This window comes from Stenotrophomonas sp. 3diitr2024, assembly GCF_042136455.1.
GTDB classification, from domain to species: Bacteria; Pseudomonadota; Gammaproteobacteria; order Xanthomonadales; family Xanthomonadaceae; genus Stenotrophomonas; species Stenotrophomonas sepilia.
In genome coordinates this window covers 1-4120 of the sequence record NZ_JBHHMJ010000819.1, presented here as the reverse complement: position 1 = coordinate 4120, position 4120 = coordinate 1, and the positions used below count along the sequence as shown (strand labels likewise).

The 4120-nt window shown below is 68.7% G+C and carries 4 protein-coding genes; 3 read left to right on the top strand and 1 reads right to left on the bottom strand.

What is annotated here, in order from left to right; genetic code table 11:
- Positions 1-85: 85 nt before the first annotated feature.
- Positions 86-967, bottom strand: a complete 882-nt coding sequence (locus ABGA94_RS21860) for a LysR family transcriptional regulator (protein WP_111129472.1) — start codon at positions 965-967, stop codon at positions 86-88.
- Between the two features lie 95 nt (positions 968-1062).
- Between ABGA94_RS21860 and ABGA94_RS21855 the strand changes: the two genes are divergently transcribed.
- The 3 genes from ABGA94_RS21855 (at position 1063) to ABGA94_RS21845 (ending at position 4060) form a co-directional block, all read left to right on the top strand.
- On the top strand, positions 1063-1473 hold the full coding sequence (locus tag ABGA94_RS21855; protein ID WP_065186682.1) for a DoxX family protein: 411 nt from the start codon (positions 1063-1065) through the stop codon (positions 1471-1473).
- Between the two features lie 31 nt (positions 1474-1504).
- Positions 1505-2293 (top strand): dioxygenase, encoded by a 789-nt coding sequence (locus ABGA94_RS21850; RefSeq protein ID WP_005415110.1) that lies wholly within the window; start codon positions 1505-1507, stop codon positions 2291-2293.
- 117 nt (positions 2294-2410) lie between these two features.
- Complete coding sequence (locus ABGA94_RS21845) at positions 2411-4060, top strand: Na+/H+ antiporter (protein ID WP_005415111.1); 1650 nt, start codon at positions 2411-2413, stop codon at positions 4058-4060.
- Positions 4061-4120 lie beyond the last annotated feature (60 nt).

Below are 4120 nucleotides of genomic sequence, written 5' to 3'. Positions count from 1 at the left end.
CGGCCGCTGGCCGGCATTCGCCCAGGACCGGGACGCGCCTGATTGCCGGCCAGCGGCCGGCACTACCGGCAAACGCCAGACTCGGCTACACCCCGGTTTCCACCAGGTGGTCGATGAAACTGCGCACCTTCGGCGCCAGGTGGCTACGGCTGGCATACACCGCGAAGATGCCGATCGGCGAGGCCTCCCATTCCGGTAGCACGCGTACCAGGCGGCCATCGGCCAGCGCGTCTTCCAGCAGGAAGTCGGGTTGCAGGATCACACCCATGCCGGCGATCGCCGCTTCGCGCAGCACGTCGCCGTTGTTGGCGTGCAGCAGGCTGTTCACCGCCACCTTCACTTCACCGCCGGGTCCCTGCAGCGGCCAGTGGTCGCCAGCGGCCCAGTAGCTGTAGCTCAGGCATGCGTGATCCTGCAGATCCTGCGGCGTCTGTGGGGTACCGCGTGCAGCCAGGTAGGCCGGCGCCGCGCACAGGCTCACCCGCGATTCGCCCAGCCGGCGCGCGATCAGCGCCGGGCTCGGCTCGCGGGTGATGCGGATGGCCACGTCGTAGCCTTCCTCGACCATGTCCACCAGGCGGTCGGACAGGGCCAGGTCCAGTTCCACCTGCGGGAAGCGCTCGCGGTAGCTGGCCAGCAACGGGCCAAGGCGGGCGATGCCCCAGCTGACCGGTGCGTTGATGCGCAGCGTGCCCGAGGGTTCCAGCGCTTGCGCGCCGATGCTGGCCTCCAGCGCGTCGAACTCGGCCAGCAGGCGCACGCACTGGGCGTAATAGGCGGCGCCGGTGCTGGTGGGGCTGACCCGCCGCGTGGTGCGGTGGAGCAGGCGGGTGGACAGGCGCTTTTCCAGTGCCGCGACCTGGCGGGTGACGCCGGCGGTCGACATGTCCAGGGCCTGTGCCGCGGCACTGAAGCCGTTGCGCTCGACCACCGCTACGAACACGCGCATCGCCTCGAGGGTGTCCATTGTTGCGCCTTATGAAATAAATACCGTCAGACGATCGTATTTATCGGCTCGTGAAGTAGCAATAACCTGTATCCACTCCCTTCAAGGTGCTTCCCATGCACACCGCCCCCCCTCCCGTTTCGCCGCTGGCCCCGTACGGTGCCACCCTGCTGCGCCTGGCCCTGGGCGTGCTGTTCCTGGTCCATGCGCTGATCAAGCTGCTGGTGTTCACCCCGGCGGGCACGGCGGCATTCTTCGAATCGCTGGGCCTGCCCGGCGTGCTGGGTTACCTCACCATCGGCGCCGAGCTGGTGATCACCACTGCGTTGCTGCTGGGCATCTACGCGCGCTGGGTCGGCCTGGTCGGCGTGCCGCTGCTGCTGGGCACCATCGTCACCGTGCACGGCGCCAACGGCTTCGGTTTCGCCAATGCCGGCGGCGGCTGGGAATACCCCGCGTTCTGGGCACTGGCGCTGGTAGTGCTGTTCCTGGTCGGCGACGGCAAGTGGACCCTGCGTTCGCGCTGATCGCCGCCTGATCCTGCAACTGGAGCATTCCATGTCCCGCCTGCCTTCGTTGTACATCTCCCACGGCTCGCCGATGACCGCCCTGCATCCGGGCCAGGTCGGCGTGCGCCTGGCCGAGCTGGCGCGCGACCTGCCGACGCCGCGCGCCATCGTGATGGCCTCGGCGCACTGGCTGGGTCGGCAGCCGCTGGTCGGCGCGCATCCGCAGCCGCCGACGATCCATGACTTCGGCGGCTTCCCGCGCGCGCTGTTCGAACTGCAGTACCCGGCGCCCGGCGATCCGGCGCTGGCCGAAGAAGTGGCCCGCCGCATCGCCGCTGCCGGCCTGCCGGTGGCGCTCGACCCTCAGCGTGGCCTCGACCATGGCGCGTGGGTGCCGCTGCGGCTGCTGCGCCCGCAAGCCGACATCCCCGTGGTGCCGCTGTCGATCCAGCCGCTGCTCGGCCCCGGGCACCAGTTCGCGCTGGGCCGCGCGCTGGCGCCACTGCGTGAGCAGGGCGTGCTGCTGGTCGGCTCGGGCAGCATCACCCACAACCTGCACGACTGGGGCGACTACCAGGACGGCAAGGAAGCGTCGTACGTGCGGCCCTTCATCGAGTGGGTCGAGCAGCGCCTGGCCGCCGATGATCGCCAGGCCCTGTTCGACTACCGCCGGCAGGCACCGTTCGCCGAACGCGCGCACCCGACCGACGAGCACCTGCTGCCGCTGTTCTTCGCGATGGGCGCAGCCGGCGAGGACGGCTTCGGTGCACGCCGCATCGATGCCGGCATCGATGCCGGCTTCCTCGCCATGGACCTGTACCGCTTCGACGGGGCATGAGCCGGGGCTGACGCGCGACCGCCCCGGCCGTCGCGCTCATGGCCGCATGTGGTAGTTTTTTCCGGGTTTCCGGCGCTGGCCTTCGAGCCTCCCCGCGCGCCGCTTCCTGGAAGAAGCATGCATACCATTGAAGTCGTCCTGGCGATGCTGGTGGCCGTTGTCGCCAGCGGCTACCTGGTTCGCGTCCTCCCGTTCTCGTTGCCGCTGCCGCTGGTGCAGATCGGCCTGGGCGCGGTCATCGCCGGGGTGTTCAACCGCGGCCACGCGCTGGAGCCGGAAGTGTTCTTCCTGCTGTTCCTGCCGCCGCTGCTGTTCCTTGATGGCTGGCGCATCCCCAAGCAGGGTCTGTTCCGCGACAAGGGCGCGATCCTCGAACTGGCGTTCGGCCTGGTGGTGTTCACCGTCATCGGTGCCGGCCTGCTGATCCACTGGATGATTCCGGTGATGCCGCTGGCGGTGTGCTTTGCGCTGGCGGCCATCGTCTCGCCGACCGACCCGGTGGCGGTCGGCGCGATCGCCTCCAAGGCACCGATTCCCAAGCGACTGATGCACATCCTGGAAGGCGAGTCGCTGCTCAACGATGCGTCCGGCCTGGTCTGCTTCCGTTTCGCGGTGGCGGCGGTGATGACCGGCTCCTTCTCGCTGGCCACGGCCTCGCTGACCTTCCTGTGGGTGGCGGTGGCCGGCCTTGCGGTGGGCGTGGCGGTCACCCTCGGTGTCTCCACCTTCCAGCGCTGGTTGTGGCGCCGCTTCGGCGAGGAACCGGGTGCGGCGATGCTGGTCAACCTGCTGATTCCGTTCGCGGCCTACCTGCTGGCCGAAGAAATCCATGCCTCGGGTATCCTCGCTGCCGTAGCGGCCGGTATCGCGATGAGCTACGTCGAGCTGACCGGCCGTGTCTCCGGCAGCATGCGCGTACAGCGTGCGGGCGTCTGGAACATGCTGCAGTTCAGCTTCAACGGCATCATGTTCGTGCTGCTGGGCGAGCAGCTGCCCGGCATCGTCGAGCGTGCCACCACCACCATGAACGAGTCCGGCCACCAGAGTGCATGGTGGCTGCTGGTGTACGTGGTGGTGATCAACCTGGCGCTGATCCTGTTGCGCCTGCTGTGGGTATGGTTGTCGCTGCGCTGGAACCTGCTGCGTGCACGCCGCCGAGGCCTGGAACGCGGCGAGGCACCGAACTGGCGCATCGTGGTGGCGACCTCGGTGGCCGGCGTGCGCGGCGCGATCACCCTGGCCGGCGTGCTGACCCTGCCGTTGTTCCTGCCTGATGGCAGCGCGTTCCCGGCGCGCGACCTGGTGATCTTCCTGGCCGCGGCGGTGATCCTGTTCTCGCTGGTCGGCGCCAGCGTGGCGCTGCCGCAGCTGCTGAAGGGCCTGCAGCTGCCGGCCGATTCGGGCGAGCGCAAGGAAGAGGACCTGGCACGCCGGCTGTCGTCCAAGGCTGCGCTGGCCGGGGTCGAGCGCATGCGCCAGCAGCTGGTGATGAACCAGAACACCGAGAACGTGCAGCTGTACAACGACGCTGCCTCGCGGGTGAGCCTGCTGTATCAGCGGCACCTGGAGAAGGACAACGACGGGCCCGACGTGGACCCGGAGAAAGTGCGGCGCATGGAGCTGGGTTACCGCCAGCTGCGCAGCGCCGGCCTCAATGCCGAGCGTGAGGAGCTGTTCCGGTTGACCCGGCGCGGGGTGATCTCCGATGAGATCTCGCGGCGCCTGATCCGCAACCTGGACCTGCTGGAATCGCGCAAGCGCGAGTGACTCGGCGGCCATGCGCCGTCGAGCGGGGTCAGATCCCTTTCCGCAGGAAAGGGATCTGAC

Coding starts and splice junctions, on each gene's coding strand:
- ABGA94_RS21860 (WP_111129472.1), bottom strand. CDS start 967: ATGGACACCCTCGAGGCGATGCGCGTGTTCGTAGCGGTGGTCGAGCGC.
- ABGA94_RS21855 (WP_065186682.1), top strand. CDS start 1,063: ATGCACACCGCCCCCCCTCCCGTTTCGCCGCTGGCCCCGTACGGTGCC.
- ABGA94_RS21845 (WP_005415111.1), top strand. CDS start 2,411: ATGCATACCATTGAAGTCGTCCTGGCGATGCTGGTGGCCGTTGTCGCC.
- ABGA94_RS21850 (WP_005415110.1), top strand. CDS start 1,505: ATGTCCCGCCTGCCTTCGTTGTACATCTCCCACGGCTCGCCGATGACC.